Below are 25522 nucleotides of genomic sequence, written 5' to 3'. Positions count from 1 at the left end.
TTGCTACAGAGGAGGATGGGAATGAACCACGGAGACTGGCTGATCGAGGAGCAGACTCCCAGTTACCGGACCCAGTGGCGCGTGCGGCGCGTGCTGCACGAGGAGCAGACCCCGTTCCAGCACCTTCAGCTGGTGGAGCTGGAGGACTTCGGGCGCGCCCTGGTGCTGGACGGCGCCGTGCAGACCACGGTGGGCGATGAGTACATCTACCACGAGATGATCGCCCACGTGCCGCTCTTCACCCACCCGAACCCTGAGCGGGTGCTGGTGATCGGCGGCGGGGACGGCGGCACCGCGCGCGAGGTGGCCCGCCATCCGTCGGTGAAGGGCATCGATATGGTGGAGATCGACCGGGCCGTCGTCGACGCGTGCCGGCGCCACCTGCCCGAGACGGCCTGCGGCCTTGATCATCCCAAGGTCAACCTCGTGATCGGCGACGGCCTGGCCTGGGTGGCCGGGCGGTCGGATGCGTACGATGTGATCCTCGTCGACTCCTCGGACCCTGTCGGGCCCGCGGAGGGGCTGTTCAACCGGACGTTCTACGAGAACGTCTACCGCGCACTCAAGCCCGGCGGCATCTTCGTCGCCCAGGTGCTGTCGCCGTTCTTCCACCAGAAGCTGATCCGCGACGTCTATCAGGTCGTCGCTTCCATCTTCCCCATCACGATGCCCTACCTGGCGGTGGTGCCCACCTATCCCAGCGGCCTGCACTGCTTTATGCTGGGCTCCAAGGAGCACAGCCCCCTGCGGCCGGGGATCGGGGCGCCCACCTGGCGCACCCGCTGGTACACGCCGGAGGTGCACCGGGCTGCGTTCCAGCTGCCGCCGGTGGTGGCAGAGCTACTGCAGCCGGCGGCCGCGCCGGAGGGCGCGCAGAGGCCCGTCCAGGCGGCGTCGACTCCCTGATGGAAACAACACACCCCCGCGCCGGCGGGGGTGTTGCTGTTGCCTGGCCTCCTTACCGTGCGGCGCGGAGGCGGGGGAAGAGGACGTTGTTCTCCAGGTGGACGTGCTGGAACATGTCGGCCTCCAGCTCCTGCAGCTTCTGGAACGTGAGGGCGTACGTGGTGCAGGCGTCGGCCGGAAGGGCGTAGCCCCCGGTGGTCTCCCGCATGGCGAGGAGCAGGTCGCCTGCGCCCTGGTGCTCCTGCTCGAGCTCGTCGAGGCAGGCCACGGCCGCCTCCAGGTCGGCTCGGGAGCCGCTCTGCGCGTAGGCCAGCACCAGCGGGAAGACCCGTGCCTCCTCGTCGTGCAGGTGCTGCTCCAGCTCCAGCTTCAGCTGGTGGAACTGCCGGTGAAGGGCCGCCAGTTCGGCGTGGTTCTGGCCGTGGACGTAGTAGATCTTGGTGACGTAGCCGCTGATCACGGGCAGCTCGGACTTGAGGTACTGGTGGTGAACGCCGACGATCTGGTCGATGATCTCGGCGTAGCTGGCCGTCCGCCAGTCGGTTCCGCGCTCCTGCCGCGCCTGCGCTGCGGCGTGAGCCGCCTGCAGCTCGGCGAGGAACGCCTCGGCGGCGATCCCCTTCTGCGCCAGGGCGTCCTTCAGCGGCCGGCTGCCCCCGCAGCAGAAGTCGACGCCGTGGCGCTGGAAGAGCTGGGCCGCCTCCGGAAACTCGGCGACGATCTCGCCGACCTTCTGGTCTATCCGAAACGTCATCATGCACCGCCTCCTTCCGCATCTGATCGTAGCCCCATGCGTGCCGGCCTGCGGTGATGCCAGTCACACAGGCTGCGCCGCCGCAGATGCGGCCCAGGCCCACGTTTGGCGGCGTCTGCGAACCGTTCTGCGATAGCCCCTTCGGGCTATCGCAAATCGGTCCGGTGGCGGGTGCGATTCCCACACTTTAGCCATTAGAATATGTGTATCGGGCACGATGGAGGGGTGTATGCATGACGGGACATCCGGGCGCAGGCTCGTGCGTTGCTCCGGCGAAGGATGCGGTGCGCCACCATGCGCACGGCGGCGGCGTGCCGCGGCTGATCTTCTGGGAGCTGACCCAGGGATGCAATCTCGCCTGTCAGCACTGCCGGGCCGAGGCCCAGGCCGTGCGGGCGGAGGATGAGCTCTCGACTGGGCAGATTTTCAAGGTCATCGACGACATCACCAGCGCTTACCGTCCGGTGCTGATTCTGACAGGCGGTGAGCCGCTCTACCGGCCCGACCTGTTTGAGATCGCCGAGTACGCCACCCGCAAGGGGGCGCGGATCTCGCTGGCCACCAACGCGACCCTGATCACGCCGGAGATCGCCCGGCGCATCCGGGACGTGGGCGTGCAGCGCGTGGCCGTCTCCATCGACGGCGCCACGCCCGAGATCCACGACACCTTCCGCGGCATCCCCGGCGCCTGGGAGGCCGCGTGGCGGGGGATCGAGAACCTGAAGGAGGTCGGCCTGCCCTACCAGCTGAACATCACCGTCGCGCGCCACAACAAGGAGCAGGTGCCGGCCATCGTCCGGTTGGCGGAGGAGCGGGGCGCGGCGGCTGCGCACCTGTTCGTCCTCGTGCCGGTGGGCTGCGGCGTCCAGATCGCCGAGCGCGAGATGCTGCCGGCCGAGGAGGTCGAGTCGCTGCTGGAGTGGCTCTACGAGACCTCCGAGCGGACCACGATCGAGGTGCGGGCGACGTGCGCACCCCAGTACCACCGCATCCTGCGGCAGCAGGGCGGGGCAGGCGCGGTGGCGCGGGCAAGGGCATCTGCCCAGATGGCGCTGGGTGAGCGTCCGGCGAACGGCCATCCCGTCATGCCGGGCAACCGCGCCGCGGGCTCCAAGGGCTGCCTGGCGGGGAGCGGCGTCTGCTTCATCTCCCACAAGGGCGTCGTGCAGCCGTGCGGGTACCTGCCGGTGGCGGCCGGGAACGTGCTCCAGACGCCGTTCCCCGAGATCTGGGAGAACTCGCAGCTGTTCCGCGAGCTGCGCGACCCCGACCTGCTGGGCGGCAAGTGCGGCGAGTGCGAGTACCGGGTGAGCTGCGGCGGCTGCCGGGCCCGGGCGTACTACACCCACGGGCACGTCCTGGCCGAGGAGCCGTACTGCGCCTACGTGCCGGGCAGCTTCTAGGGACGCGAGTGGTGAAACCGGAAGACCGCACCCTGGCCGGTGCGGTCTTTCTGCTGTTCTTGCCGTATGCAGGGAGTAGTCCGGCGGCAGCGTACGTCTAAGTAGTTGGCATGATCCTGCCAGAAGGGGGATCCGAATGCGCAATCTCGTCGGGATTCTGCTGGTCGGACTGGCGCTCTTCCTCCTGGTGACCGTTGTGCTCCCCGTATTGGGGTTCCTGCTGGCGGCCGTCGTGGCCCTGCTGGCCATCGGCGCCGTCGCCTACTTCGCCGCGCCGCTGCTGGCCCGGCTGCCCTGGTTCCGGGACCGCATCAAGGTGGAGGAGCACGGCGGGGCACGCACGGTGCGGTTCGGCCGGACGCAGTTCAGCTCGTTCGGCGACTGGTCGGCCGCGCCCCGGGCGGCCCGCGAGCCGGCCGATGACGTGATCGACGTGGAGGGCCGGACGGTGGGCACCGAAGAAGATGCGGCCGAGGTGCCGCCCGACCTGCTGCCGGACCCGGGACGCCGGGAGTGAAAGGTACGGCGCGGCTCCCGGTCCACGTGCGGCGACGGACCTCTGTGCAGCGTCAGCCGTCGTCGATGGGCACCAGGTCGGAGAGGCGCACCACCTTGAAACCGCGCCGCTCCAGACCCTCGATGATGCGCGGCAGCGCCTTCGCCGTCTCCGGGGCGAAGTCGGAGGCCGTCAGGCGGATGATGTCCCCGCGGCTTGCGCCCCTGACCACCCGGCGGACGATCTGGTCGGCGGTGAGCCCCAGGTGGTCCTGGCTGTCGAGGGCGTAGGTCACGGTCACCAGCCGCGCATGGCGTGCCGCCCGCAGGACCTCGGGCGCGGCCTGGCCGGTGGGCGGGCGGAAGTAGCGCACGGGCCCGCCCAGCGTCTTGGTGAGGGCGGACTGGCTGCCCAGGAGGTTGGCGACGATCTCGTTCTCGGGCATGCCGGCCAGGTCCCGGATCTGCTGGCCCAGCGTCCCCACCTCATGGCCGCGGCGGGCGATCTCCTTCACTGTGTCGGGGTAGAGCTGCAGGAACGTGCCCCCCACGAAGAAGGTCGCCTTCACCCCCGCCGCGTCCAGCACGTCGAGGATCTTGGTGAGCTCTGTCTTCTGCCAGGTGACGTCGAACGTGAGGGCCACCCGGTCGTCCGGCGAGTCTGCGCGGGTGAGCGGCCCCTCGATCGCCTGGCTTCCTGGTCCGGTGGAGGCCGGCTGAAGTGCGGGGCTGCGCAGGAAGTTGATCGTGAAGAGCGCAAGGCAGAGCGTCACGACCACCACGCCCCTGCGCACCAGCCAGGCCCTGTCGATGAACAGCATGGTACAACCCCCCGGGCAAGAGTATGTCCGGGGGGCCTGGCTTATACGGAGGACCGCTGCCGCTTACGGCGCAGGCGCTCGAGCCGGTGGAGCACCTCCCGGTACTCCGCCTGCCCGCCGGCGGCGGTCAGCGACCGGCGCTGCTCGGCGACGGCCAGCGCCCGGGCGGTGAGGGCCTCGGCGAGGTCGTAGCGGCGGGTGACGTGCTCGTGGTACTTGGCCAGCTCGATATACGGGAAGAGCGCCAGCCCGCCGGATTCGACCATCTGCTCCCAGATGGCCACCGCCTGCCGCTGCTCCCGTGCCCGCTTGTAGGCGAAGGAGAGCCGGCGCAGGAGCGCCGCCTCGGTGACGGAGGCGGCGCCGCGCACCCGCGCCTCCTGGTAACAGGCGAGGGCGTCGGCGAGCAGCCCCCGGGCCTCGAAGAGCCGGCCCAGCTGGTAGAGGTCGTCGCCGCAGAGCAGCTCACCGTCCGGCGTCGGACCCAGCGGGTCGGCCACCATCTGCCCCATCCGCCCGGCCAGGGCGGCCAGCGAAAGGATGTCCAGCCGGTTGTGCTCGACCACGCCCGCGAGCGGCGAGGCGTCGCCGGTGCGCAGGTACTCGAAATAGAGGGCCGGGATCTGGGATCCGGGGACGTCGCCCACCCGGTACTCCCCGAGGACGTTCCGCTCCAGGTCCTGCAGGCTGCAGCTGCCCAGCCGGTCCCGCCAGAGCCGCCGGGCGGGGTGGAGCAGGTCGAGGTGCGGCGCCCCGGCGAGGGGCGGACGGCGGCGGGCCATGCGGAACCGGGTCTCCAGCAGCGGCCAGTCGAAGGACTTGCCGTTGAAGGTGACCAGGCAGGTGAACGGGGCGACGTCCGCCTCGATGGCGGCCAGCATGGCCTCTTCCTCGGGATAGTCCCGGAGGAAGTACTGCCGCACCACGAAGTGGTCGCCCTCGAAGAAGCCGAGCCCCACCAGGAAGGCGTACGTGCCGGTGCCGCCGGCGAGGCTCGTGGTCTCCGTGTCGAGGAAGACCGCCCGGCGGATGTCGAACTCCGGCGCCACGCGGCCCAGCCGCGGCCAGACGGCGGCGGGCAGGTCCAGCGGCCAGCCCAGGGGCAGCGGTCCCCGGTGCTCGGTCAGCGGGTGGCGGCTCTCGAGGCGGAAGGCGCTGCCGGCCCCGGTGGGCACCAGCTCGCCCTCCAGCCCGTCGCAGAGGCGGAAGGGGAGGGGTTCGCCCGCCGGCCCGGTCTGCGGGCGTGCACGGTCGAACGGCAGGGGCGCAGCCGCACGCGGCGCCCCGTCCGCAGCGGCTCGGGCGGCCCCGGCCGCTTTCAGTAACCGCAGGCGCTCGCGCAGGTCCACGCCCCATCCCTCCGTGTCACAACGATCCGATCTGGTGTCCGACCTCGCCCGGTTCCGGGAAGCGCCCAAGGGCCTTCTTGGAGAAGACCAGCCGGCCGTCAGCCGTTACCTCGAACACGCCGCCGGACGAGGGTATCAGCTCCACGTCCACGCCCGGATAGGCAGCCTGCAGCTCCGCCGCCAGACTGGCGGCCTTCTTGTCGTAACCTCAGGCGGTGCAGTACTCGATCGTGACGCGCTTGATCCCCATGATACACCCTCCTCTGAACTGTGGACATGGTATGGTCAGGAAGGGCGGATCTCCCCCACGAAACCCGCCTTCCGTTCTTCCGTGCAGCTACTTGCCGATCAGCCCCGCGATCTCCCCGGGTTCCGGAAAGCGCCGGAGCGCCTTCTTGGAGAAGATCAGCCTGCCGTCGGCAGAGACCTCGAACACGCCGCCCCTCGAGGGCACCAGCTCCACGCCAGCGCCCGGACAGGCGGCCCGGAGCTCCGCCGCCAGACTGGCGGCCCGCTCGTCGAACCCTCAGACGGTGCAGTACTCGATCGTGACGTGCCGGACTGCCATCAGGCACTCGCCCCCGCCCTACTGCAGATTGCGCCTGGCCAGGGCCCGCTCCAGGATGCGGACGACGCCGGCCTTGGCGCCGGTCAGGTTGCCGGTCTCAGCCGCCGGGCCCACGCAGCCGGGGCAGCCCTGCTCGCAGCCGCAGGCCCGCACGCGCTGGTAGGCGGTGGCCAGGAGGTCGGAATGCAGGTCGTAGCACTTCTCGCCCAGGCCGATGCCGGCCGGGTAGGCGTCGTAAAGGTAGATGGTGGGCGCCTCCTCGAAGGGAGAGCGCACCTGCACCACGGAGCGCAGGTCGGCGGGGTCGCACATCAGGAAGAGCGGGGCCAGCCCCTTGAGCAGGTGGCCGAGGCCGGCCAGGGCCGACTGCAGCTCGTCCTGGGAGAAACCCTCGCACATGGCGTCCGGCAGCGAGAGCCAGTATGCCGCGGTGTGCATCTGGTATTCGGGCAGGTGGATCTCGCCCCAGCCCAGGTTCTCGTGGGTGTGGAGCCGGATCTTCTTGAAGATGGTGGCCTTGGCGGAGGTCATGACCTCGCCGAAGCGGACCCTGAGGCCCAGTTCTTCCTTCTCCTTCAGCACGTCCAGCGGCTTCAGGGTCACGGCCAGGTTGGCGTCGGTGTAGTACTCCACGTCCACCCGGTGGACGTAGGCCTTTTTCTCGTCCCAGTCCAGCCGGTCCACATGGTACTGCTCGGCCTGGTGCAGGTAGATGGCGTTGGTGTGGACCATCGTCATCGCACCCAGCTGGTCGATCTCGCCGAGGACCCGGGTGTTGCCGGGTTCGGTCTGGTCGATGATCACGACGTTTTCGGCATCGACGCTGCGCAGGCTGATGTTCTCGGCCGGGAAGTTCTCGGCCGACCAGTGGTACTTGCCGCCGACCTTCCGCAGGATGTGTTCCTCTTCGAGGTAGTCGAGGATCTCGCCGGTGGTCTCCACGCCGAACCGCTCGCCTTCCGTGAAGGGCAGCTCGAAGGCCGCACACTTCAGGTGGCTGACGAGGATCAGCAGGTTGTCCGGGTTGATCAGGGCCTGTTCGGGGGCACGCTCGAAGAAGAACTCCGGGTGCTCCATGATGTACTGGTCCAGCGGCGAGGCGGAGCCCACCAGCACGGTGAGGGAGGTGGTCGACCGGCGCCCCGCCCGTCCGGCCTGCTGCCAGGCCGAGGCGATGGAGCCCGGGTAGCCGGTCATCACGCAGGCCTCCAGCTGCCCGATGTCGATGCCCAGTTCCAGGGCGTTGGTGGAGACCACGCCGAGGATCTTCCCCTCCCGGAGGCCGGCCTCGATCTGGCGCCGCTCCAGGGGGCGGTAGCCGCCCCGGTAGCCCATCACCCGGCCCGCCTTGTCGTGGCCCACCCGCTCCTTGAGGTAGGTGGTGAGTACCTCCACGTTCTGCCGGCTCCGGGCGAAGACGATGGTCTGGATGTTGTTCTTCAGGAGCTCGCCGGCCACCCGGGCCGAGGCCTTCACCACGGGCTCCCGGAGGCCGTCCCGGGTCACCACCGGCGGGTTGACGAAGAGGAAGTGCTTCTCGCCCCTGGGGGCGCCGTTGCGGTCAACCAGCCGGACGGGCTGGTCGATCAGCCGCTCGGCCAGCTCCTGCGGGTTGGCGATGGTGGCGGAGGAACAGAGGAAGACGGGGCGGCTGCCGTAGAAATCACAGATGCGGCGGAGGCGCCGGAGCAGGTTGGCCAGGTGCGAGCCGAACACCCCGCGGTACTGGTGCAGCTCGTCGATCACCACGTACCTGAGGTTCTCGAACAGCTTCACCCACTTGGTATGATGCGGCAGCACGCCGGTGTGGAGCATGTCGGGGTTCGTGATGACGATGTGACCCGCCTGTCGGCAGACCTGCCGCACCTGCGGCGGCGTGTCGCCGTCGTATACGTAGGACTTGATCTCGGCGCCCAGGCGGTCGGCCAGCGACTTGACCTCGGCCACCTGGTCCTGCGCCAGGGCCTTGGTGGGAAAGAGGTAGAGGGCCCGGGCGGCCGGCTCCTGCAGGATGGTGTGCAGCACCGGCAGGTTGTAGCACATCGACTTGCCGGAGGCGGTGGGGGTGACCACCACGGTGTTCTCGCCGGCCAGGGCCGCCTCGATGGCCTCAGCCTGGTGCGTGTAGAGCTGCTGGATCCCCCGTTCCTTCAGTGCCGCGATGAGCCGCGCGTCGAGCGCGGAAGGCCACTCGGCGTACCGCGCGGCCACGGGGGGCAGCGTATGCCAGTGCACGATGTTCGGCCCGATGGCCGGGTCGCGCCGGAGGTGGTCGAGAAACTGTTCCAGGTTCATGCGCAAGACCTCCCGGAAAGGATCCGCGGAGACGTTCGCCTACATATTCCGCAGCGTGCCCGCCAAACCCTGCAGCCCTTCACCCGGGTAGAGATCGGAGGCATGGAACGTGCGAATCGGCATCGTCTGTTACCCCAGCGTCGGCGGCAGCGGCATCGTGGCCACGGAACTGGCAGCCCAGCTGGCCCGGCGGGGGCATGAGATCCACATCGTCTCCTCCGACGTCCCCTTCCGGCTGAGCCAGTTCGAGGAGCGGATCCGCTTCCACCAGGTGGAGACGCCCACGTACCCGCTCTTCCGGGAGTCCCCGTACGTGCTGGCCCTGGCCAACAAGCTGGTGGAGGTCCACCGCCTGGCCGGGCTTGACGTGATCCACGCGCACTACGCGGTGCCCCACGCCACCGCGGCCTTCCTGGCGCGGGAGATCATCGGACCTGGCGCACCCGGGGTCGTCACCACGCTGCACGGCACCGACATCACGCTGATGGGGAGCGACCCCTCGTTCACCGAGATCATCGCCTTCTCCATCAACCGGTCGGACGCCGTCACCGCCGTGTCGGAGTCGCTGCGCACGGACACGGTCACCCTCCTGCCCGTGCAGCGGGAGGTGCGGGTGATCCCGAACTTCCTTGACTGCGCCCGCTGGCGCCGGAGCGAGCCCGCCGGGCTCTGCGGTCGCCTGGCGTGCGGCGGTGAGCGGGTGCTGATGCACATGTCCAACTTCCGGCGGGTGAAGCGGCCGTGGGACGTGGTGGAGATCTTCTCCCGGGTCTGCCGCGCCGTGGAGAGCCGGCTGATCCTGGTGGGAGACGGCCCGGAGCTGGCGCCGGCGCTGGCTCTGGCCGAGCGGTTGGGGGTGCGGGAGCGCATCCTGGTGCTGGGCAACCAGGAGCAGGTGGTGCCGCTGCTCTCCGCAGCCGACGTCTTCCTGCTGCCCAGCGAGCAGGAGTCGTTCGGGCTGGCGGCGCTGGAGGCGATGGCCTGCGGCGTGCCGGTGGTCGTCAGCCGCACCGGCGGGTTGCCGGAGGTCGTGGTGGAGGGGGAGACCGGCTTCCTCTGCCAGGTGGGCGACGTGGACGCCATGGCCGCACGGGTCGTGCAGATCCTGCAGGACGACGGCCTGCGCCGGCGCATGGGCGCGGCGGCGATGGAGCGGGTGCGGCGCCACTTCTGCGCCGACCGGGTCGTGCCGCAGTACGAGGCGCTCTACCGGGAGGTCGTGGGGTAGGGCGGGCCAGAGGCACCGATAGCGCTGGCGTTCCTGGGCGGCGCCGGGCTGGACGACCCGGCTGGGCTGCTGGGGGGCACGGGGCGTGCGGTTCGGCACGTGAAACGGCGGGATGTCATCCGGGCCTCGGCGAGGCTGCGGCACGGATGGACGAGACCGGGCGGTACCGTACAGGTCCATCAGTGCAGAGCTGATCTCAGGGAACAGGAACGCAAAGCCCTCCTCGTGGAGCCGTCGGGAGACGCAGTACCGCCCGTAGAGGGCGAGTTCCGGGTCCGTGCGCATCAGCGGGGCCCCGAGCCGGATCAGCCAGCCCGGAGAGGGCAGGCCGAAGGGAACGCGCAGCGCCTGGCCGAGAACCAAGGTGGACTCGACCCGTGAGCGCAGGATCTCGTCACAGGGATCGGGGGTCTTCACGCAGTCGACCGACCGCCCGGCGAAATTCACCAGCGCGGCCGCACCATCCAGCTCCGCCACCCAGTCGCCCAGCGTGCGGGCATCCCAGAAGACGAAGCGCCCGGCCGTCGCGCGGCTGGGCTGGCGGCGGCCCAGCAGCACCACATCGCAACCCAGCTCGACGAGGTATCGGGCCAGGTTGGTTCCCAGGAAGCCCGTGCCGCCGGCCGTTCCGCCCTGGTACCGGAGATGGACGGGGGCACCTTTCGGCAAGAAGAAGAGCCTGCACCCCTCCAGCAGGGGGGTGCAGGCTTCGTTGCTCGGTCGGACGGTTACGCGGCCTCCAGCTTGGGCAGGCGTGTGCGCAGCACCCGGGTGGCGTTCAGAACCGCCAGCAGCGACACGCCCACGTCGGCGAACACCGCCTCCCACAGGTCCGCCATGCCAGCGGTTCCCATGACCATGAACAGGATCTTCACGATCAGGGCGAAGGCGATGTTCTGGGCCACGATCCGCTTGGTGCGCCGGGCCAGGGAGACGCCTACGGCCAGCCTGGCCGGGTTGTCGTCCATGATCACCACGTCTGCCGCCTCGATGGCCGCATCGGAGCCCAGGCCGCCCATCGCCACGCCCACGTCAGCCCGGGTGAGCACCGGCGCGTCGTTGATGCCGTCCCCGACGAATGCGAGGGCTCCGGCCCGGCCTGCCGCCCGACGCTCCCGGTCGATCTCCTCCACCGCGGTCACCTTGTCCTCGGGGAGCAGGTCCGCCCGCACGCCGTCGAGCGCGAGCCGCTGCGCGATGGCCTCCGCCACGTGGTGTGCATCGCCGGTCAGCATCACCTGCCGGCGCACGCCGAGGGCGCGCAGCTGGCGCACGGCGTCGGCCGAGGCGGGCTTGGGCTGGTCGGCGATCAGAATCCGGCCCGCCCAGGCGCCGTCCACCGCCACGTGGACCACTGTGCCTGCATGCGTACCGCCGGCGGCCGGCGAGCGGTCGGGCAGTGCGACCCCCTCGCGGGCGAGCAGCCGTTCGTTGCCCGCCAGCACGAACACGCCGTCCACCCGGGCCCGCACGCCGTGGCCGGCGATCTCCTCGTAGTCGGTGACCGCACCCAGATCGACGGGCCGTCCGTATGCCTCAAGGATGGAGGCGGCGATGGGGTGGGAGGTGTGCGCCTCGGCGTGGGCAGCCAGGCGCAGCACCTCGTCTCGCTCACGGCTTGCTCCCGTTTCCACTGTGACGACCTGGAAGCGTCCCTCGGTCAGGGTGCCGGTCTTGTCCCAGACCACCGTGTCCAACCTGGCCAGGGCGTCCAGGTAGTTGCCGCCCTTCACGAGGATGCCCACGCGCGACGCGGCACCGATGCCGCCGAAGTAGCTCAGGGGCACGGAGACGACCAGCGCGCAGGGGCAGGAGATGACGAGCAGCACCAGCGCCCGGCGGAGCCACTCGGCGAACGTCGCACCCGAAAGCACGAGCGGCGGCACGAGTGCGATGAGCGCCGCCAGGCCGACCACAGCCGGCGTGTACCAGCGGGCGAAGGACGTGATGGCACGCTCGGTCGGGGCCTTCCGCGCCGCGGCCTGCTCCACGAGCTGCAGAACCCGGGCGATGGAGGAGTCGCCGAAGGGCCTGGTCACCCGAACGGCGATCAGCCCGCGGGTGTTCACCGTCCCGGCCAGCACGGTGTCCCCCACGGAGGCGGCCCGGGGCATCGACTCACCGGTGAGCGCGGAGGTGTCGATATAGGTGGACCCCTCGATCACCTCGCCGTCCAGCGGGATGCGCTCGCCGGGCCGGACGATGATCTCATCGCCCACGGCGACCACCTCCGGCGCCACCGGCACGACCTCGCCGCCTTTCCGCAGGTTGGCACGGTCGGGGCGCACCGCGACCAGCGCCCGGATGGAGCGCCGGGAGCCGGCAACGGCCTTGTCCTGGTAGTACTCGCCCACGGCGTAGAAGAGCATCACGGCCACCGCCTCGGGCAGCTCGTGGATCGCAAAGGCGCCCAGGGTGGCTATCGTCATCAGGAAGTTCTCGTCGAAGAGTTGCCCGCGCCCGATGTTGCGCAATGCGGCCAGCACGACCCCCCGACCTACCAGGAGGTAGGCCGAGAGGAAGAGGGGCCATTCCACCCAGGGCCAGGCGTGGAGGGCTTCGTGATACAGCCACCCCGCGAGCACAACCGCCGCGGCGGGCACCATCTCGGCGACGCGGCGCCATCCAGGTTCCCCAGCCGCATCGTGTTCTTCCCCGTGCGGGGCCGGGGCAGCCTGGGCGGCAGCACCCGCAGCCGGCACGATGGTGATGCCCGGTTCGATCTTCCGGATCACCGCCTCGGCCTGGGCGAGCTGGTCGGGCGCCACGAGGAGCTGCCCGGTGGCGAAGCTGACCACGGCATCGGGCATCCCGTTGCGGTGCAGGGCATCTTCGATCTTGGCTGCGCAGTTGGCACAGTCGAGTCCCTTGAGGGTGTAGTTGACCTGATTTGCCATAAGGCTTACTCCTCTTGATAGTGTTCCTGCGCCGTCTGGATGAGCTGGAGCACGTGGTCGTCAGAGAGGGAGTAGTAAACGTGCTTGCCCTCGCGCCGGCTCTTCACCAGGCGCATCAGCTTCATGAGCCGCAGGTGATGGGAGATGGTGGGCAGGGTGAGATCGAGGATCTGCGCCAGGTGGTGTACGCAGAGCTCCTCGGTGGACAGCAGGTAGAGGATCTTGGTGCGGGTCTCGTCGGCCAGGACCCGGAAGAGTTCGGAGAGACCCGCCACTTCCACGAGGCGCTGGCGGTGCGCGGCGAGGCGAACCTCGTCCGGCTCGGACGTGGTGCAGATGTCGCGCACCGTGCCGTTCGGCTGATGTTCCACTGTATGCCGCCTCCCAGGGTGAGACAATTAGATAACCGTCTAAGTGTAGAGTACCCCCAGGGGGTTTCCATGTCAATAGGCAACCAGGGCATTTTCTCTGTTAGCGACGTGATTGTAGATTTGGAGGCGGGTTCGAGGGCGATCGTCCGCGGTTGCAGGATCCCGCCGTTGTGCCTGCGACGGTCTGAGACCGTGCGCAAGGCGCTCCCCACGTGGGTTTGCCACTGGGCCCTTGTGGCAGAAGCGCAGGAGGTGCGCTCAAACCGTCGGCACTTCAGGCTGCAGCATTTCCGTGCTGGTCACGCGTTGCAGGTATCCCCGACCTGGTGACGCGCGGCAGGCATCGGACCTGGTGACGCGCGGCAGGCATCCCCGACCCGCTCACGCGGTTCAAGCACCGCCATGGCGGCGCGTCGATGAGCCCCGCCGGGGTGAATCTCCGACGATTTGAGACCGTGCCGAAGGCGCACGCCACGTGGGAATGCGGCCGGGCCCTTGTGGCAGAAGCGCAGGGGCAGTTCTCAGACCGTCGGAACTTCGGGTCTCAACCATCAGCGGGAGTGCAACCGGCGTCCAAGGCGGAGCGTGCCCCGCCGCACGCACCTGCCGCCAACTCCAGGACGCCGTCCAACCCCCCGTCTCCTCCCACGAGCACCGAGTCCAGGAATGAACACCATGCCAAGAGGTCATCCCGGTCCCTGTTGAACTACTACAGCCGTCGTATATACTGGAATCAGAGGGGTGACGACAATGTCTGACGCCACGGGGTTCGACCTGGGCCCGCTGGAAGCCGACGTGATGCGGCTGGTCTGGGAGAAGGGAGAGGTGCAGGTGGATGACGTCCACCAGGCGCTGCTCGCCGACCGGGAGATCGCCTACACCACGGTCATGACCGTGATGACCCGCCTGACGCGCAAGGGGCTGCTCACCCGGCGCAAGCACGGCAGGGCGTACCTCTACCGGGCCGCCAGGCGGCGGGAGGAGATGGCGGAGTCCACCCTGCATGAGTGGTCGCAGCGATTCTTCGGCGGGCGCGTGCTGCCCGCGGTCAGCTTCCTGCTGGGCCGCGACAGGCTCACGCCAGATGAGATCGCCGAGCTGCGCCGGCTGCTCGAGCGGCTGGAGGAAGGGGAGGAGCGGTGATGGCAGACGCGTGGCTCATGGCGGCCTGGCTTTTCATCATCAGCCTGTTTCTGCTCGACACGCACCTCACGCTCCGGATCATCAGCCAGCACCTGGACCCTGCCGCGCGGCTGGGGTGGGCATCGGTCCTCCTGCTGGTTCCGATCGTCACGCTCGTGCTGTCGCCGGCGGGGGGCTGGGCGGCCCTGGCGGTCGCCGGCGTGGCCCTGCTGCGCCTGGCGTTCCACATTGTGGGCTGCCGCACCATGATGGCCGGGCTGGTGCCCGCGCCTGCGGACGCGGCGGCCCGCATCCGCCGCCTGGCAGCCGAGTTCGGGGTGCACCGCCCGCTGACGGTGCTGTTCGACCCCAGCGACCAGATGGAGCCCGCCACCACGGGGCTGCTGCGGCCCGTCCTCATCACCACGCCATCCGTGCTGGCGCTGCCGGAGGCGGAGTTCCGGGCGGTCATCGCCCACGAGCTGGCCCATGTGGTGAGGCGCGACCCCCTGCGGATCTGGGCCTGCGGCGTCGCCCGCACGCTCCTTGGCTGGCATCCGCTGGCACGCATGGCCGCCGACCTGTTCGCCCTCGAGGTGGAGATGGCGGCCGATCAGCAGGCCGCGCGCTGGACGGGCGACCGCCGCCGTTACGCCCTCGCCCTGGGCCGCTGGGGACTCCGGCAGGCCGGGCGGGCGGCCTTGGCGGGGGCGGTGCTGGCCGGAGCGTCGTCCCAGCTCGTGCACCGCATCACCTGCCTGACGGACGAGGATGATCCGGCGCCGCACCTCCGTGCACCGGCGTGGTTGGTTGTCGGCCGCTCCCGGAGGCGCTGGCCGGGCAGGCTGGGCTGGTATCACCTTCCAATGGGCGCCGCTTATACCCTGCTGTATCTTGCGGTGACCCGCCTCGCCTGATGGCGTCGACCGCATCCGGCGCCGCTGGCCGGGCCGGATCGGCTGGTTTCACCTGCCGCTGGGCGCTGGGTATACGTTGCTGTACTTCCTGGTCACCCGCCCCGCCCGACGGTGGGTACCTTGTTGAGCGAAGTACGACGAGTGTAGTAGAAAGGGGTGCGACCATGGAGCGGTTCACGTATACCCGGACCGGCCAGGCCCTCAAGAACCGCCTGTTCGGGCTGATGCTGCTGGCCGCGGTGGACCTCGTGTCGTGGGTGATCCCGGTTGCGGTTCTGCCGAAGCCGTGGGGTCCCTTGATCGGGCTGGGCGGGCTGGCGGTCACCGGCCTGGTCTACTGGTTCGTTGCGGCCCCTCTGCGCACAGCCCACGTGCTGAACGGTGAGCGGCTGCTGCTGCAGATGGGGCGGCACCGCCTGGCGCTGCGGCGGGAGGACATCTGCGGGGCGGCGCCCTGGAAGGCGCCGCTGCCCAGAGGTGTGGAGGCCTCGGGCATCAGCTACCGCACGGACACCGACACGCTCTACGTGCTGGCCGACCGCCGCCGTCTGGTGGCGCTCACCCTGGCTCGTCCCTACGAGACGAAGGTCCCGGACCGGGGACTCTGCCAGTTCACCCGGGTGGTGCTGAGCCTCGACGAACCCGACCGCTTCTGCGCCGCGCTGGCCGCGCCGCAGGTTCCGGGACGTGAACCCCGGGAACCGACCCCAGTCCCGTCCGCCACGGCGGCAGCGGTCCCGTCGGCCACGGCCACAGAGGCCCGCGAATCGTCGGGTTACCGAACGTCTGGACCTTCGCCCGGTGTCTCAACAACAGAAGATCCGTCGACGCCGCCCGAGGCGCCACCGGTGACCGCGGGGCCGAACCCGGAGGTCCCGGACCGCGCGACGCACGCCGCTCCAACGCCCGCAGGACTGCAACGCCCAACGCCACCCCTGACCGGCGTAACACCACCGGCTGCGGTACCGGCTGCCGCGCCTCGTGCCGCCCACGAATGCCACCGCGAGGAAGCGCTGTGCCCCATCGGAATGGTGAAGCGCAACGACGACGAGGCCCTGCGCCTTGTCGGGTTGGTGAAGCGCTACGGCGACTTCACTGCCGTGGCCGGCATCGACCTCTCGGTGCGCCGCGGCGAGGTGCTGGCCTTCCTCGGCTCCAACGGGGCCGGCAAGTCCACGACGATCCGCATGGCCACGGGCCTCCTGCGGCCGACCGCCGGCCGGGTGCTGGTGGAGGGGCGGGACCTCTGGGCCGAGGGAGGCCCGGTCCGCCGGCTGTTGGGCTACGTGCCCGACGTGCCGCTGCTGCACGAGTCCCTCACCGCCCGTGAGTTCCTCTGGATGATGGCCGGGCTCTACGGCCTGCCGGAGACAGAGGGGCGGCGGCGGGCGGAGGAGCTGCTGGCCCAGGTGGGGCTGACGCGCTGGGGCGACCACCAGATCAGATCCTTCTCCCTGGGCATGAAGCGCAAGATGGCCATCGCGGCGGCCCTGGTGCACCGGCCCCGGGTGCTGCTGCTGGACGAGGTGACCAACGGGCTCGACCCGCGGGCCGCCCGCGAGGTGAAGGACTTCATCAAGGCGGCGGCCCGGGAGGGCGTGGCAGTGCTCCTCACCACGCACGTCCTCGAGGTGGCCGAGGAGCTGGCGCACCGCATCGCCATCATCCATGCCGGGGAGCTCCGGGCCGTCGGCGACCTGGAAGCGCTGCGGGCCAAGGCGGGGCTGCCCGCGGCGGGCCTGGAGGAACTCTTCCTGGCGCTCACCGCAGACCGGGAAGTGGGGGTGCCGGCATGAGCGGTCTCGGCCTGCCCCTGAAGGCGCTGCTCCTCGCTGCATGGCGGGCGGCGTTCAACGACGCCTGGCGCTTCAGCCGGCTCCGGACGGGCCTGTGGCGGGCCCTAATCCACCTGTTCCTGGCAGGCCTGGCGCTCTGGCGCCTGAGCAGCGATCCGCCCGCCCTTCCCGCCGGAACGCTGTTCCTGTTGGGCTTCGCGGAGGCGTGGCTGTTCGCTCTCGTGCTGCTGCTGCTGCGGGGGAGCGAGCGGCTCTTCACCGGCCCGGTCGTGCGCCTTGTCCACCTGTCGCCCGCGCCGGCGCAGGCGGCGGTGCTGGCCGACGTCGTCGGCTCTCTGCCGCAGCGGGCGTGGTCGGCGCTGGTCTTCACCCTGGCGCTCTACCCCGCCGCCCGCCCGGCAGGCCTGTGGGCAGTGGCCGCGCTGCTAGCGGCGACCCTGGCCGGGGGGATGCTGGGCCACCTGACGGGGCTGGTGGCCGTGCTCAGCATGGTTCGGCGTTGGCCCGGGACACTGGTCGCCCTGCCTGCGGCGGGGATGGCCCTGGCGCTGTCCACGGTCCTCGCCGTCTCCTACCTGCTTGCCGGCGGGCTGTGGGAGCCTGGACTGGCAGGGCTGGGGGCGCCTGCACCGGAAGGCGGCCGGGCGCTCTCAGGCGAACTGATCCTCATGGCGGTGCTCTCCCTGCCCGGCCTTCTCTGGGTGGCCGGTGCGATCCGGAGCCGGGGCGCGGACGCGCACCGCGAGGGCTGGCTGGCCGTGCTGGAGATGGCAGACCGCCGGAGCCGCCCCCTGCGGTCCCGCTGGCCAGCCTTGCTGCCTGGACCGGCGGGGGCGCTCCAGGCCCAGGCCTGGCTGGCGGCCCGGCGCAACTGGTTCAGCCTGATCCGGCTGGCCTTCGCTGTCGCAGGACTGGTACTGCCGTTCTTCCTGGAGGTGGATATCGCGAGGCCCCGGGTCGCCACGTACTGCATCGGCGCCGGGTTGCTCTTCGCCATCTTCAACTACGGCGAGCAGGTGGCCGGGCTCTTCTCCGCCGACGGGGAGCAGGCTGCACTGCCGGTGCTGGCGGGGACGCGGCCCCACCAGGTTCTGCTGGGGAAGTGGACGGCGGGGCTGCCCCTGCCCCTGGTGGCCTGGGCGACGACGCTGGTCTGGGCCTGGTCCGGCGGCGCTGCCCCGGCGCAGGCCCTCGGCCTGGCCGCGACGGCCCTGGCCATCGCGCTCGGCTGCCTGACGTGGATGATCGGCGCGGGGGCGTTCGACGCCGCTCCTGGCCAGGCGGTGTTCCGGGTCGAGGGCGAGCTGGCCGTGGCGTTCGAGCAGGTGCCCACCAGGCCGGGGGGCATGGTTGGTCTGGCGGGGGCGGCCCTCCTCGCAGGGGCCGGGCTCTGGCTGCACGCGAGTGCACCTGTGTGGTTGCCCGCGCTGGCCCCGCTGCCGGTGCTGGCCTTCCTGGCCGGCGCGTGGCGGGTGCGGCGCCTGATGCGGATGGGAGCGGAGGGATAGCGATGGCAGCAAGCGACGGGGTCCGGATGGTTGTGGAGCAGGCTGCAGCACCGTACCTGTCCCGGAAGAAGCGGATGTGCGTCGCGGTCGGGGTGATCCGGCCGGATGGTCAGCGCATGTTTCACCTCGGGGCCTGCACAGGCGGCGACGGCGGGGGTGAGGACCCGATCTTCGAGATCGGCTCCGTGACGAAGACCTTCACGACCGCGCTGCTGGCCGACCTCGTCGCAGACGGCGTCCTCGCGCTGGAGGATCCCGTGCGCAAGTTCCTGCCCGGTGTGGCCCTGCGGCCGGCCAGGGACGGCTCCGAGGTGACCCTGGCGCACCTGGCCACGCACACGTCGGGCCTCCCGCGCCTGCCCCGCAACCTGAAGGTCACCCGGGCGACCCGCCACAACCCGTACGCCCAGTTCACGACTGCAGAACTGCTGGACGGGCTTTCCCGTTGCCGCCCCCCGGCTCGCCTGCCGGCGCCCTTCGAGTACTCCAACCTGGGGATGGGCCTCCTGGGGCACATCCTGGCCGACGTGCTGGGGACGGACTACGAGGCGGCGGTCCGGCAGCGGATCTGCGGGCCGCTGGGGATAGGGGACACGGGCATCGCCCTGGATGCCGTCCGGCGGCGGCGGCTCGTCCCGGGGCACACGTGGGGCGGCAGGCCGGCGTCCAACTGGGACCTGCCCGCCATTCCGGGGGCGGGGGCGCTCCGCTCCACCGCTGCGGACCTGCTGCGGTTCGTCGCGGCCAACCTCGGAATCGCCGGCGGCGTCTTGGCGCAGCGCCTGGCGCGCTGCCACACCCCGCGCGCTGAGGTTGGCGGCGGTGCGCAGATTGGCCTGGGCTGGGTCATCGTCCCGTTCGCCGGGGACCACCTCGTCTGGCACAACGGGGCCACCGGCGGCTACAACAGCTTCGTGGGCTTCGTCCGCGGCCGGGGCGTGGGCGTCTGCGTGCTTGTCAACCACACGGTGCCCCCCACGTCCGCGGTGGGGATCGGGGGACCCGCAGCGGACCGGATCGGGGTCAGCGTGCTGAAGGGACTGCTGGCCGAACCGGCCGCAGGATGACGGGCAAGGCGTCGCCGGCCGGGCGGGTCCGGCGCATCGGGGGTTGGGTTCGGCGGCGTACGGCGTTCGAGTCCGGTGGCGCAACAGGGTCGGGTCCGGTGGCGCAGCGGGGTTCTGCGACGAAGCAGGGTCGGGTCCGGTGGCGCAGCGGGGTTCGACGACGAAGCAGGGTCGGGTCCGACGGCGCAGCAGGGTTCGGCCGCGGCAGTGCAGAAGGGAGAGGGGCGACTCGCTGACGGGCCCGGAGCGGCGCCCCGTGAATGCGGCGGGCGGTCCGGGCCACGGGAGGAGGTTCCGCACGTGAGGATGCGTGCGCGCACCGGCGCGCTGCTGGCCGCGCTGCTGATCCTGGGCGGCACGGCGGCGGCGAGCTTCGGCAACCCCGAGACCATCCGCGTTCTTCGCAACGGCTTCACCTTCACGGTGAACGGCCAGGAGGTCCAGGCAGACAACTTCCTCTTCGAGGACCGGGCCTACGTGCGCCTGGCGGACGCGGCAGCCGCCATGGGGATGACCGTGACGTGGGATCCCGCCACGCGCACCGCGGCGGCCGTTCCCCGCAGGGCGTCGATCCGCCTCACCGCGCCGGTCGACCCCTTCGCCCCGGTCATCGACCTGGCCAGCCTGGGGGTGCGCGCCAGCGACGTGGAGGCGGTGGGGCTGGAGGGGGCCGGGGAGACCTTCCTCTCCCGGCGGTTCACCCTCGCCTGGGACCAGCTGATCATCGCCGACGAGGAGGCCGTCGCCTCGGGCCGGCCCGTCCTCGCCCTGAACGCGCAGTACACCCTGAAGCTCTTCACCCGCAGCGGGGGCATGCTCCGGGCGGAGTTCACCACGGCCGGGCTGCCCGAGCTGACCGCAAGCGGAGAGCGCCGCTTCGTCATGGTGCCGGCGATGCCCGAGCGGGGCTTCCACTGGCCCTACTTCCTCGTGCTGCCCAGCGATGCACACCGGGAGGCGAACGCGGGGCACAGGCGGTACCTCGTCGTGGATATCAACAACACGGGACCCGGGGGCAGCGTGCCCGAGACGATCGCCCGCACCCGCGCCGAGGTGGCGCTGGGGGAGCAGGTCTCCATGAAGCTGGCCGAGGAACTCTGGTCGCCGCTCCTGATCCCGGCGATCCCCCGGCCGGTGATCACCTACCGGTACGGCGGCGAGGAGAACACGCTCTTCACCCACGCCCTGGACCGGGACGCGGCCACGCTGCACCTGAAGATGCAGGACCCGGAGCTCGCCCGGCTGCTGGAGCGGCAGTTCAGCCAGGCGGGGTATACCGTGGAGAGCCTGGCGCACCTGGACCGGCAGGTGGTGGCCATGATCGAGCACGCCGTCGGGTACCTGAACCGGTACGGCCAGGGCGTGGAGGAGCAGGTCTTCCTGGTGGGCTTCTCCGCCTCGGGCACCTTCACCGACCGGCTGGCGGCGCTGCACCCGGAGAGGGTGAAGGCCCTGGTCTCGGGGGCCACGCTGGACAACATGCTGCTGCCCCTCTCCGAGTACGGCGGCGAGAAGCTGATCTACCCCATCGGCACGGCCGACTACGCCGAGATCGCCGGCCGTCCCTTCGACCTGGCGGCGCACAACCGGGTGGCGCGGCTGATCTACATGGGCGAGGACGACCCTAACAACACGGTTCTCTACCGCGACTCCTACGGCGGCGAGGAGCGGCGGATCATCACGAAGCTGTGGGGCGAGGCGGTCCTGCCCCGCGCCGAGGCGCTGACGAAGCTCTACGGCGAGGCCGGCGGCCACGGCATCTTCATCCTGGACCGCGGCGTGGGGCACGACTACTCGGAGGCGATGTACCGGTACATGAAGGCCTTCCTGGAGGCCAACCGGGACGGTGATGAGCCTGTATACCCGCTTCCCGCGGACGCGGAGCAGCTCAGGTTCACGGTCTACCGCTGAGATGCCGAAGGAGCCTGCAGCCCTCGGGTGAGGGCGCGGCAGGCTCCTTTCGTGTCCGCCGGGGGATCCGTGGTTACTTCTCGGGCGGCAGGCTGTAGACGACCTCGCCCGCCTCGTTCAGGAACTCCAGCCGCGGCACGTCGTCCTTGTCCACCAGCATCCGAATCCGAGGGCGGCCCTTGCTGTCGTTCAGCTGCACCGCCACCTCGCCCTCCGGGGTGCGGCCCATGATCATCCGCTCCGTGCCCGACTGCCGTGCCCGGGCGTTCAGCGCCTCGTCCCTCATGGGGCCCTCGGGCAGCTGCATCGCGACGTCCACTTTGGCCGCGAGCTGGGCGATCGGTTCCTCCGGACGGTCGAAGATCGTCACCCCGTAGAAGCGGCGACCTTCGATTTCGTGGTAGCCCACGGTCACCACGTCCTGCTGGTTATACCGGTCGAACGCCAGGATGCTGCCCGCGTTGCAGCCGCCGTCCTCCGCCCTGCCGCCGTAGCAAAGGCCTCCGCACTCGAACCCCTCGTTGTTGAAGAAGAGGAGGCCCACCATGGGCACGGTGTGCACGCGCGGCCCGGGCGGCCTGGCCGCCGGGCTGCACACCGGAGACGCCGAGCGCATCCTCGACCGGGTGAAGCGCGCCGGACTCCGCCTCATGGAGACCCGCGAGTTCACGGATGTGGAGATCCTCCCGACCCGGGAGGACCTGGCGCTGTATCTGTCGCGGATCCCCGGCTTCCCCGACTACACGCAGCTCCCGAACTCGGGCGAATCGCGGCGGAACGCCGGTGCGACCGGGGCTCCGCGGTCGACCGGTGGTGGTTCAGGTGGGTGGCAAGAAGGGAGTGAGCCGGGCGAGGCAGCCCGGCTTCTCTAGCGGTGTACACCTGCGGCCTGCCTCGAGTCGTCGTCGGACTCCTTCACGCGTGCGAGCAGAAAGCCATCGTACCCCTCCGCCCCCACGGTCTGGATGGCCGTGGCCTCGATCCTCGGCTCCTTGGACAGGTATTCCATCATCCGCCTGATGCCCTGCACGCGTGGGTCGGTGGAGTTCGCATACAGCACCTGTCCGCCGCGGATGACGTTATCAAAGAGGATGACGGTGCCCGGACGGGAGTACTGGAGCGCCCACATCGCGTAGTAGAGGCTGTTTTCCTTGTCGGCGTCGATGAAGATCAGGTCAAACGGGGGATACCCCTGCCCCTCCAGCAGCGGCAGCCTGTCCAGCGCACGCCCGGCCAGGACCTTGACCCGATCGGCGAGGCCCGCACGGGCGATGTTGCGCCTGGCCACTTCCGCGTACCGGGGCACCAGTTCGAGCGAGACCAGCAGGCCGTCCGGCGGCAGGGCACGACCGAGCCAGATGGTGCTGTACCCACCCAGCGTGCCGATTTCGAGAATGCGTCTGGCCCCCTGCATCTTCGCGAGCAAGTAGAGCAGCTTGCCCTGGTTCGGCGCAACGCCGATGGCAGGCAGCTTATGCTGCGCGTTCGTCTGCAGGACCTCCTCCAAAACCGGGTCGCTGAACCCGAGGTGCGCCGCGAAGTACGCATCCAGGGCCCTCCACGTGGCGTCCATATCACCCCTCCTGGATACGGAGAATGCCCCTGCCCGCTGGGCGGAGGGAATCAGCGCGCTCGCAGGTCGGGCCGTCTGAACCAGGCGTCAGACGTATGCAGGTCCCTTTCGGTGCTCACGACCGGTGGCCGTTACCGTGCACGACTGCAATCTCCGGATGACCCTCCCTGTGAACTGGACGCTGCTTGCGCTGCGCGAGTTCGCCGCATAGGATGGCCTCCACCGGCACACTGCAGTGCCCACGCCCGTGTGGTACACAGCCCTCCGCTCTCCCGGCGGGGAAGCGTCCGCCCAGGTAGACAACCCCTGCTTGCAACTGTAAAATAGGAACGCCAGACGGACTACTCAGCGAGGCCACCGACCGGCGGCCTCTTTCTCTTAGGAGGCGACAAGCGTTGACCGACCGCCCCACGACCGCCCTGCCCGGCGCCCAGGTCGCCGGCCGCCCGGTGAAGGTGGGCTTCATCTCCCTCGGCTGCGCCAAGAACCTGGTGGACACCGAGTCGATGATCGGCCTGCTGCAGAACACCGGCTACCAGATCACCAACCGGGAAGAGGAGGCCGACGTCCTGGTCGTCAACACCTGCGGCTTCATCGAGGAGGCCAAGCGGGAGTCGATCGAGGCCATCCTCGAGGCGGCGCAGCAGAAGACGGCGGGCCGGTGCCAGGCCCTGGTGGTGGCGGGATGCATGGTGCCCCGTTACGGCGAGGAGCTGGCCCGGGAGATCCCCGAGATCGACGCCCTGGTAGGCACGGCCGACTACCCGCGCATCGGCGAGGTGGTGGCCGGCATCCTGGCGGGCCAGCGGGTGCAGCAGATCTCCGACCCCGACGCCATCACGGACTGGAACTTCGAGCGGGTGCTGGCCACGCCGGGCTACACCGCCTACATCAAGATCGCCGAGGGCTGCGACTGCGCCTGCGCCTTCTGCTCCATCCCGCTCATGCGTGGGCGCCACCGGTCGCGGCCCATGGAGTCGATCCTCGACGAGGCCCGGCGCCTGGCCCAGATGGGCGTGCGGGAGCTGGTCGTCATCTCGCAGGACACGACCTACTACGGCATCGACCTGTACAAGAAGCCCATGCTGGCCAGCCTGCTCCGGGAGCTGGCGCGGGTGGAGTCCATTCGCTGGATCCGCATCCACTACTCCTACCCGACCCGCATCACCGACGAACTGATCGAGGTCATCGCCACCGAGCCCAAGGTGCTCAACTACCTGGACCTGCCGCTGCAGCACGGCTCGAACCGCCTGCTGCGCATCATGAACCGCCCCGCCAACGCAGAGGGCTACCTGAAGCTCGTGCAGAAGCTGCGGGAGCGGATTCCCGACATCTGCCTGCGCTCCACCTTCATCGCCGGCCACCCGGGCGAGACCGAGGCGGACTTCCAGATGCTGCTGGACTTCCTCAAGGCTTGCGAGTTCGACCACGTCGGCGTCTTTGCCTACTCCCAGGAGGAGGACACGAAGTCGGGCAAGATGGAGCAGCTTCCGGAGGAACTCCGCATCGCCCGGCGGGACCAGGCGATGGCCGTCCAGCAGGAGATCGCCCGAAAGCGGAACCAGGCGCAGGTGGGCCGGGAGCTGGAGGTGCTGGTGGAGGGCCGCTCCCCCCGGGGCCGCGGCTGGTTCGTGGGCCGCTGCTACCGGCAGTCGCCGGGCATCGACGGGGTCGTGCTCTTCCAGGCGCCGGTCCACGCCCAGCTGAAACCGGGCGACATGGTGCAGGTGGCCATCACCGGCGTGCAGGACTACGACCTGCTGGGCCGCACCACCGAGCCGCTGACGGTGGACGGCGCCGTGATGGAGGAGGACCTGTCGCTGCCGGTGTTCACGCCCGGGCGGCACCAGTAGCGAGGCGCAGACAGCGATGCCCGGCACGCCGCTCGCATGCCGGGCTTTCCTGCCGCCCGAAAGGAGTCGGTAGCCATGAAGACGATTGCCGCCCGCATCCTCGACCAGCTGAAGATCCCCTACGAGCTCCGGGAGTACGAGTGGAGCGAGGAGGAGATGGACGCCGTCTCCGTCGCCCGCAAGATCGGCCTGCCGCCGGAGCAGGTCTTCAAGACACTGGTCGTACGGGGCGACCGGACCGGCGTGCTGGTTGCCTCCATCCCCGGCAGCGCCGAGCTGGACCTGAAGCGGCTGGCGGCCGTCAGCGGCAACAAGAAGGTCGAGATGGTGCCCGTGAAGGAGATTCAGGGCTTGACCGGCTACATCCGGGGCGGCGTCTCGCCCCTCGGCATGAAGAAGCAGTACCCCTACTACCTGGATGAGACCGCCGAGATCATCGACCAGCTGGCGGTGAGCGCCGGCCAGCGGGGGCTGCAGCTGGTGCTCAGCGGCCCCGACCTGATCCGGGCGACGGGGGCGACGCTCGCGGACCTCAGCCGGTGAGCGGCTGGAGATATGCAGAGGCCACGGCAGCGCAGCCGTGGCCTCTGTCCTGGTACGCCTCGCAGTCTACGTGACTAGGGGGTTCAAGTCCCCCCTGTGCCTTTGCTCGTTTCACTTGGCACTGTAGCCTAAGAACAGTCCGCAT

General features: G+C 70.1%; 22 protein-coding genes and 2 pseudogenes. 13 read left to right on the top strand and 11 right to left on the bottom strand.

Annotation, left to right across the window (positions count from 1 at the left end):
• Positions 1-21 precede the first annotated feature (21 nt).
• A complete protein-coding gene (gene speE, locus J2Z79_RS16130) occupies positions 22-906 on the top strand; it encodes a polyamine aminopropyltransferase (RefSeq protein ID WP_209467932.1) in 885 nt (294 codons plus the stop codon).
• Positions 907-958: 52 nt separating this feature from the next.
• Here the strand turns inward: speE and ric are convergent, their stop codons facing one another.
• A complete protein-coding gene (ric, locus tag J2Z79_RS16125) occupies positions 959-1660 on the bottom strand; it encodes an iron-sulfur cluster repair di-iron protein (RefSeq protein WP_209467931.1) in 702 nt (233 codons plus the stop codon).
• Positions 1661-1893: 233 nt separating this feature from the next.
• Here ric and J2Z79_RS16120 point away from each other — a divergent pair, with 233 nt between their 5' ends.
• Both J2Z79_RS16120 and J2Z79_RS16115 read left to right on the top strand, forming a co-directional pair.
• A complete protein-coding gene (locus J2Z79_RS16120) occupies positions 1894-3063 on the top strand; it encodes a radical SAM/SPASM domain-containing protein (RefSeq protein WP_209467930.1) in 1170 nt (389 codons plus the stop codon).
• Positions 3064-3199: 136 nt separating this feature from the next.
• Positions 3200-3580, top strand: coding sequence for a hypothetical protein (locus tag J2Z79_RS16115; RefSeq protein ID WP_209467929.1), 381 nt, complete (start codon positions 3200-3202; stop codon positions 3578-3580).
• Positions 3581-3632: 52 nt separating this feature from the next.
• On the opposite strand, the gene J2Z79_RS16110 is transcribed toward J2Z79_RS16115, so the two are convergent.
• The 5 genes and pseudogenes from J2Z79_RS16110 to J2Z79_RS16090 form a co-directional block, all read right to left on the bottom strand.
• A complete protein-coding gene (locus J2Z79_RS16110; protein ID WP_209467928.1) occupies positions 3633-4379 on the bottom strand; it encodes a polysaccharide deacetylase family protein in 747 nt (248 codons plus the stop codon).
• Between the two features lie 41 nt (positions 4380-4420).
• Complete coding sequence (locus J2Z79_RS16105) at positions 4421-5728, bottom strand: ribonuclease H-like domain-containing protein (protein ID WP_209467927.1); 1308 nt, start codon at positions 5726-5728, stop codon at positions 4421-4423.
• A 16-nt stretch (positions 5729-5744) separates the two neighbouring features.
• The gene (locus tag J2Z79_RS16100) at positions 5745-5978 is read right to left on the bottom strand and encodes a SelT/SelW/SelH family (seleno)protein (protein WP_209467926.1); all 234 of its coding nucleotides are present in this window, start codon (positions 5976-5978) and stop codon (positions 5745-5747) included.
• A gap of 87 nt (positions 5979-6065) precedes the next feature.
• A pseudogene (locus tag J2Z79_RS16095) lies at positions 6066-6242 on the bottom strand (SelT/SelW/SelH family protein); the annotation flags it as partial.
• Positions 6243-6314: 72 nt separating this feature from the next.
• Entirely contained in the window at positions 6315-8591 is a 2277-nt protein-coding gene (locus J2Z79_RS16090) for a DEAD/DEAH box helicase (protein WP_209467924.1), read from the bottom strand.
• Positions 8592-8700: 109 nt separating this feature from the next.
• Between J2Z79_RS16090 and bshA the strand changes: the two genes are divergently transcribed.
• Positions 8701-9819 (top strand): N-acetyl-alpha-D-glucosaminyl L-malate synthase BshA, encoded by a 1119-nt coding sequence (bshA, locus tag J2Z79_RS16085; RefSeq protein WP_209467923.1) that lies wholly within the window; start codon positions 8701-8703, stop codon positions 9817-9819.
• A 183-nt stretch (positions 9820-10002) separates the two neighbouring features.
• Here bshA and J2Z79_RS19310 read toward each other — a convergent pair.
• The 3 genes and pseudogenes from J2Z79_RS19310 to J2Z79_RS16070 all read right to left on the bottom strand — a co-directional run.
• Positions 10003-10647 (bottom strand): annotated as a pseudogene (locus tag J2Z79_RS19310) (DUF1731 domain-containing protein); the annotation flags it as partial.
• Complete coding sequence (locus tag J2Z79_RS16075; RefSeq protein ID WP_209467922.1) at positions 10548-12716, bottom strand: heavy metal translocating P-type ATPase; 2169 nt, start codon at positions 12714-12716, stop codon at positions 10548-10550. The pseudogene J2Z79_RS19310 and the gene J2Z79_RS16075, both read right to left, overlap by 100 nt.
• Before the next feature lie 5 nt (positions 12717-12721).
• Positions 12722-13087: an ArsR/SmtB family transcription factor gene (locus tag J2Z79_RS16070; protein ID WP_342589518.1), complete on the bottom strand. Its 366-nt coding sequence runs from the start codon at positions 13085-13087 to the stop codon at positions 12722-12724.
• A gap of 750 nt (positions 13088-13837) precedes the next feature.
• Here J2Z79_RS16070 and J2Z79_RS16065 point away from each other — a divergent pair.
• The 6 genes from J2Z79_RS16065 (at position 13838) to J2Z79_RS16040 (ending at position 21408) form a co-directional block, all read left to right on the top strand.
• The gene (locus J2Z79_RS16065; protein ID WP_209467921.1) at positions 13838-14230 is read left to right on the top strand and encodes a BlaI/MecI/CopY family transcriptional regulator; all 393 of its coding nucleotides are present in this window, start codon (positions 13838-13840) and stop codon (positions 14228-14230) included.
• Positions 14230-15126 (top strand): M56 family metallopeptidase, encoded by an 897-nt coding sequence (locus J2Z79_RS16060; RefSeq protein WP_209467920.1) that lies wholly within the window; start codon positions 14230-14232, stop codon positions 15124-15126. Before J2Z79_RS16065 ends, J2Z79_RS16060 begins: the two co-directional genes overlap by 1 nt.
• Positions 15127-15290: 164 nt before the next feature.
• On the top strand, positions 15291-16922 hold the full coding sequence (locus J2Z79_RS16055) for an ABC transporter ATP-binding protein (RefSeq protein WP_209467919.1): 1632 nt from the start codon (positions 15291-15293) through the stop codon (positions 16920-16922).
• Positions 16919-18430, top strand: coding sequence for a hypothetical protein (locus J2Z79_RS16050; protein ID WP_209467918.1), 1512 nt, complete (start codon positions 16919-16921; stop codon positions 18428-18430). Before J2Z79_RS16055 ends, J2Z79_RS16050 begins: the two co-directional genes overlap by 4 nt.
• A 2-nt stretch (positions 18431-18432) precedes the next feature.
• The gene (locus J2Z79_RS16045; protein WP_209467917.1) at positions 18433-19497 is read left to right on the top strand and encodes a serine hydrolase domain-containing protein; all 1065 of its coding nucleotides are present in this window, start codon (positions 18433-18435) and stop codon (positions 19495-19497) included.
• Between the two features lie 300 nt (positions 19498-19797).
• Positions 19798-21408 carry an alpha/beta hydrolase family protein gene (locus tag J2Z79_RS16040; RefSeq protein WP_209467916.1) on the top strand — a complete coding sequence of 537 codons (1611 nt, stop codon included), beginning with the start codon at positions 19798-19800 and terminating at the stop codon, positions 21406-21408.
• A gap of 73 nt (positions 21409-21481) precedes the next feature.
• On the opposite strand, the gene J2Z79_RS16035 is transcribed toward J2Z79_RS16040, so the two are convergent.
• Entirely contained in the window at positions 21482-21970 is a 489-nt protein-coding gene (locus tag J2Z79_RS16035) for a hypothetical protein (RefSeq protein ID WP_209467915.1), read from the bottom strand.
• Here J2Z79_RS16035 and J2Z79_RS16030 point away from each other — a divergent pair.
• On the top strand, positions 21954-22280 hold the full coding sequence (locus J2Z79_RS16030) for a hypothetical protein (RefSeq protein WP_209467914.1): 327 nt from the start codon (positions 21954-21956) through the stop codon (positions 22278-22280). The genes J2Z79_RS16035 and J2Z79_RS16030 overlap by 17 nt on opposite strands.
• On the opposite strand, the gene J2Z79_RS16025 is transcribed toward J2Z79_RS16030, so the two are convergent.
• Entirely contained in the window at positions 22277-22981 is a 705-nt protein-coding gene (locus J2Z79_RS16025) for an O-methyltransferase (protein WP_209467913.1), read from the bottom strand. The genes J2Z79_RS16030 and J2Z79_RS16025 overlap by 4 nt on opposite strands.
• 395 nt (positions 22982-23376) lie before the next feature.
• Here J2Z79_RS16025 and rimO point away from each other — a divergent pair, with 395 nt between their 5' ends.
• Positions 23377-24834, top strand: a complete 1458-nt coding sequence (gene rimO / locus J2Z79_RS16020) for a 30S ribosomal protein S12 methylthiotransferase RimO (protein WP_209467912.1) — start codon at positions 23377-23379, stop codon at positions 24832-24834.
• 75 nt (positions 24835-24909) lie between these two features.
• A complete protein-coding gene (ybaK, locus tag J2Z79_RS16015) occupies positions 24910-25377 on the top strand; it encodes a Cys-tRNA(Pro) deacylase (RefSeq protein ID WP_209467911.1) in 468 nt (155 codons plus the stop codon).
• Positions 25378-25522: the final 145 nt, after the last annotated feature.

Origin of the sequence: Symbiobacterium terraclitae (genome assembly GCF_017874315.1) — a bacterium.
Taxonomy (GTDB): domain Bacteria; phylum Bacillota; class Sulfobacillia; order Symbiobacteriales; family Symbiobacteriaceae; genus Symbiobacterium; species Symbiobacterium terraclitae.
Note: the sequence above shows the minus strand (reverse complement) of the source record. Positions and strands in the feature narration are given on the sequence as shown.